3 protein-coding genes and 2 pseudogenes are annotated in these 4,825 nt (G+C 69.7%); all 5 read right to left on the bottom strand.

Going from position 1 to position 4,825, the window contains the following annotated elements; translation table 11 throughout:
• Positions 1-128 (bottom strand): annotated as a pseudogene (locus ACZ407_RS34830) (ATP-binding protein); the annotation flags it as partial.
• Positions 109-660 carry a DUF742 domain-containing protein gene (locus ACZ407_RS34825; RefSeq protein WP_468135548.1) on the bottom strand — a complete coding sequence of 184 codons (552 nt, stop codon included), beginning with the start codon at positions 658-660 and terminating at the stop codon, positions 109-111. The gene ACZ407_RS34825 and the pseudogene ACZ407_RS34830, both read right to left, overlap by 20 nt.
• Before the next feature lie 115 nt (positions 661-775).
• Positions 776-1,189, bottom strand: coding sequence for a roadblock/LC7 domain-containing protein (locus ACZ407_RS34820; RefSeq protein WP_468135546.1), 414 nt, complete (start codon positions 1,187-1,189; stop codon positions 776-778).
• A 10-nt stretch (positions 1,190-1,199) separates the two neighbouring features.
• Positions 1,200-4,439, bottom strand: coding sequence for a nitrate- and nitrite sensing domain-containing protein (locus ACZ407_RS34815; protein WP_468135544.1), 3,240 nt, complete (start codon positions 4,437-4,439; stop codon positions 1,200-1,202).
• 285 nt (positions 4,440-4,724) lie between these two features.
• Positions 4,725-4,825, bottom strand: a pseudogene (locus ACZ407_RS34810) (ATP-binding protein); the annotation flags it as partial.

Below are 4,825 nucleotides of genomic sequence, written 5' to 3'. Positions count from 1 at the left end.
CGCAGGGGGTTGATCTCGGAGACGGCGCCGACGAACGTGGTCTTGCCCACGCCGAAGCCGCCCGCCACCACGATCTTCGCGGAGGTGGTGGAGCGAGCCGCTCCGCCGTTAGAGCTTGCGAAGTCCACTGAGCACCCTTTCGAGCAGTGTCACGTCAGGCTGGCCGCCGGCCGACTCGTCGCCGCCGGGCTGGTGAATGGCGACGAGGCCCGCCTCCGCCAGGTCGGCGACGAGGATGCGGGCCACGCCGAGGGGGATGGAGAGGAGTGCCGAGATCTCCGCAACGGACTTGATCTCCTGGCACAGCCGGCAGATGCGCTGGTGCTCGGGCAGCTGCCCTTGCAGCCGGGCGGGATCCGCCGTGGTGCTGACCAGCGCCTCGATGGCGAGCTGGTAGCGGGGCCGGGTCCGGCCGCCCGTCATCGCGTAGGGACGGACCAGCGGGTTGTGGGCCTTCGGAGCCGCCGGTGCCGCCCGATGGGGCTGCGGCGGCGGCATATGGGCCTGTGGCTGCTGACCATAAGGCTGTTGCATGTACGGGTTCTGCTCCTGCGCGGGGTGGCGGGTGGGAGCGGAGGGGAAGTTGAAGCGGTTCTGGTCGTGCCCACCCTGCGGCTGCTGCGCGCCGCCGTAAGGATGTCCTCCTGGGGGTGTTGCCACGTTTCCTCCTCCGACTCCAAGAACGCAGTACTCCCTGTGGAACCGCGCCACCGCACCCTATGGTGCGATGGCGCGAAACGCACTGCCTGTCTGCTGGTTGAGAACTGTTCAAGTCCTAGTTGAGAAGGCTGCCTTGCAGTTCTGCACGCAGGTCCGGGGTCAGGACGGTGCCCGCCCGGTCCACCAGAAGGGCCATCTCGTAGCCCACGAGGCCGATGTCGCACTCCGGGTGCGCCAGCACGGCCAGCGAGGACCCGTCGGAGATGGACATGAGGAAGAGGAAGCCGCGCTCCATCTCCACCACGGTCTGGTTGACGTGGCCGCCTTCGAAGATCCGGGAGGCACCCGCGGTCAGCGAGGTCAGTCCCGAGGCGACCGCCGCCAGCTGGTCGGCGCGGTCCCGCGGGAACCCGTCGGACATCGCCAGAAGGAGGCCGTCGGCGGAGACCACCACGGTGTGGGACACCCCGGGGGTGTTGTCCACGAAATTGGTGATCAACCAGTTCAGGTTCTGTGCCGCCTGGCTCATCGGGCTCACACTAACGCTCCTGGTCATAGCTGTTACTGGACTGCTCTGTTCCCGCGCTGCGGCCCTGCTGAACACCGCGCCGCAGGTTGCTCAACCTGCCGCGGACGTCCTCAGGCGCGCGGGAGACCTGTGGGCCGCCCTGCGGGGTCGACTCAGCGGTGCCCTCGACCAGGTTGGCCTTGGGCACCCGCCGGGGAAGACCGGAGGGGGTTACCCCGCCTGCCTTCGGCTCTCGGAGCTTTCCGGCCTGCTGCCAGCGCTCGTCGTTGCGTGAACGCCAGCCGTCTTGGCGCTCCTCGTTCCCGGAGGAGACCGAAGTGCCCCCCTCGAAGAACGACTTGCGCTCCGTTTCCTGCTGCGCCGGCTGCCACTGCTGCTGGCTGCCGCGGCGCGGCAGGCCCGCTCCGGTCATCTGGTGACCGGTGTCGGCAGCGGTGCCCGGACGGTCGAAGCCTACGCGGTCCTGGGCGAGTTCGGGACCGGCGGGGGATTCCGATTCGGTCGCGTAACCCTGCTGGTAGTCGGCCTGGTAGGTGTTCTGGGCCGGCCACTCGGCCTGGTGGGACCGGTCCTCGTAACCGCCGTCGAACTGCTGACCGGCGCCGGACTGGTCCTGGTACGAGGACTCCGGATAGGCGTAGCCCTGGTCCCCGTACGCGGCGTAGGACTCCTCGGCGGGCTGCTGCTCGTAGCCGCCGTCCTGCTGCGGGTAGCCGCCGGCCTGGGCGTAGCCGCCCTCGTCGCCGTACTGGCCCTCCGCTTCGCCCGGGTACGGCGGGTAGCCGTGCTCCGGCTGGGGCTCGTGCGGGTAGCCCTGGCCGGGGTGGCCGGGGTGCGGCTGGTCCGGGGCGAACTCGCCCTGGAAGCCGTCCTGCTGGCGGAACCCGGCCTGCTGGGACAGCGCCTCGCGGCGGCCCTCGCGCTGGAGCGAGCGGCCCACCGGGTCCAGGCCCGGCTCCTCGGCCGCGTCGGAGTAGCGGGAGTCGTCGAAGCCGAGCTCGGCCGCGGTGCGCATCGGGGCGCTTTCCTGCGCCTGCTGCTGCGGGATCATCGAGGAGACGGTGAAGTCGTCGTCCGGGATGCCCTCGCCACCGCCACCGTGGGTGATGGCCTCGGGGAGCATGACCAGCGAGGTGGTGCCCGCCTGCTCGCCCGAGGGGCGCAGCTGGACGCGGATGCCGTGCCGGTCGGACAGCCGGCCGACCACGAAGAGGCCCATGCGCTGCGAGATCGCGGCGTCCACGGTCGGCGGGTTGGCCAGCTTGTGGTTGATGTCCGCGAAGTCCTCGGCGGTGAGGCCGATGCCCTTGTCGTGGATCTCGATCATCACGCGGCCGTCCGGGAGACGGGTCGCGTTGACGCGGACCTTGGTCTGCGGGGAGGAGAACGTGGTGGCGTTCTCCAGGAGCTCGGCGAGCAGGTGCACGAGGTCGGTCACGGCCTGGCCGTGGATCTCGGCCTCGGAGACGCCGGAGAGCTCGATGCGCTCGTACTGCTCCACCTCGGAGGAGGCGGCGCGCAGCACGTCGACCAGCGGGACCGGCTGGTCCCAGCGGCGGCCCGGCTCCTCACCCGCGAGGATGAGGAGGTTCTCGCCGTTGCGGCGCATGCGGGTGGCCAGGTGGTCCAGGCGGAAGAGGTTCTCCAGCTGGTCCGGGTCGGCCTCGTTGTTCTCCAGGTCGGTGATCAGGGTCAGCTGGCCCTCGATCAGCGACTGGTTGCGCATGGAGAGGTTCGTGAAGATCGCGTTGACGTTGCCCCGCAGGAGGGCCTGCTCGGCGGCGAGCCGGACGGCCTCGCGGTGGACCTGGTCGAACGCGCGGGCGACCTCGCCGATCTCGTCCTGGGAGTCGATCGGGATGGGGGTGACGCGGGTGTCCACCTTGCCCGGGTCGGTCCGGGAGAGCTGGTCGACGAGCGCCGGCAGGCGCTGCTCGGCGATGTCGAAGGCGGCGCCGCGCAGGCGGCGCATCGAGCGGCCCATCTGGCGGGCCATGAGGCCGGCCATGATGAACGCGGTCAGCAGGGCCACGACCACGATCGCGCCGTTGATGATGGCGTCGTTGCGGGCTTCCTCGGAGATCTTCACGGCCTCGTCGACCGCCTTGGCGACGACTTCCTTCTCGATCTCCGCGTACGCGTCGAACTTGGCGGTGGCACCGGCCTGCCAGAAGACCGGGTTGGTGCCCGCCTTGGCGAGGTCCGCGGGATCCTCGCCGCTGGCTATCGCCTCGGTCATGCCCTCCAGCATGGAGCCGTTGACCACCGGCGGGGCCTTGAACGGCAGGCCGGCGGACTCGGCGTCCTGCTTGGCCTGGCCGAGCTTGTCCTCGCCCTCCTTGGTCTTCTGGGCGAAGACCGCCTTGAGGCGCTCGGTGTCCGCGTCGGTTCCGGCGGCCACGTACTCGGCGAGGGCGATCTCCTCCAGGTACGCGTACGAGGAGAAGGCGATCAGCTGGCCGGCCTTGACCGATTCCTTCTGGCTGGGCCGGACCAGGAGGTGGGTGCCGATGGAGCGCTGGAGCGAGCCGGCCGCCTTGGCGAGCTGGATCGCGTAGACCATACGGCCGTACGAAGTGACGTTTCCGGTGCCGAGGCCGAGCTCGTTGGAGAACTGCATGAGGTTGTGCTGGACCAGCACGTAGCCCTCTTCGGTGGCGACCGGTCCGCCCTGGTTCTGCGCGGGGTTCTTCTTCGCGGTCTCGACCTCCTTGCGGTAGGCCGTGGCGCGGATCTGCTCCAGCTGGGGCTCCGCGCGCCGGAAGAGGTCGAGGCGGTGCTCCAGACCCTGCTTCTCCGGCATGTCCTTGACGGCGTTGTCGAAGTTCGCCTTCGCCCGGTCGGTCGCGGCGCGGACCTGGGCCACCACCTCGCTGTCGCGCTTGCCGGACAGCAGGGGTTCGGCGCTGAGGTCGCGCTCGTTGAGGAGGGCCTGGCCGTATTCCGATGCCGCCTGCACGATGCGCGCGGTCTTCTCGGCGTCCTTGGCCTCGTTCCAGGTCTCGACGGAGCCCTTCACCTGGAAGCCGCCCATGACCAGGCCGACGAGGGCGGGTACGAGGAGGATCGCGTTCAGGCGGGTGGGCACGCGCCAGTTGCGGGGGGCGAAGCGGCTCTGGCTGCCGCGGCTCGGCGGCAGGTCCTCCGGTACGCCGGACGGCTGCACCGCGCGCTGCGGCGGGGTGAAGTTGCCCCGGGCGTTCCCGTCGGACGGGATCGCCTCCGCGGGGCTCTCGTTGCTTCGCCTCACTCGACCAACAACCTCTCGGCGGTGCTACTAGCTGGTTCGTTGAATTCCAGCACGGGGAACGGCCCTGTTCCAAACAGTTGGATCCGGCCGGTCCTTGAGCCTTATCGCCCGCATAAAACGGACATAAAGAGCGAGCTGCGGCAAAAATCGGAGCCGGTGTGCGCGCAGCGAGACGGTGCGTACGCGTGCGGTGGCCGACGTGCCGCAATTCTCTGTCGAAACGTTATGAACGAACGGGGCGGGCCGTGTCGTGCGACACAGCCCGCCCCGCAGTCGCCCGCCCGGTTACTTCAGGCGTGCCATGAGTGCGTGTTCCACGAGGGTGATGAGGGCGCTCTTGGCGTCGGCGCGGTGGCGTGCGTCGGTGGTGATGATGGGGGCGTCGG

It is taken from the genome of Streptomyces sp. NPDC030809 (assembly GCF_055572195.1).
This window is presented reverse-complemented; position numbering and strand designations above follow the sequence as displayed.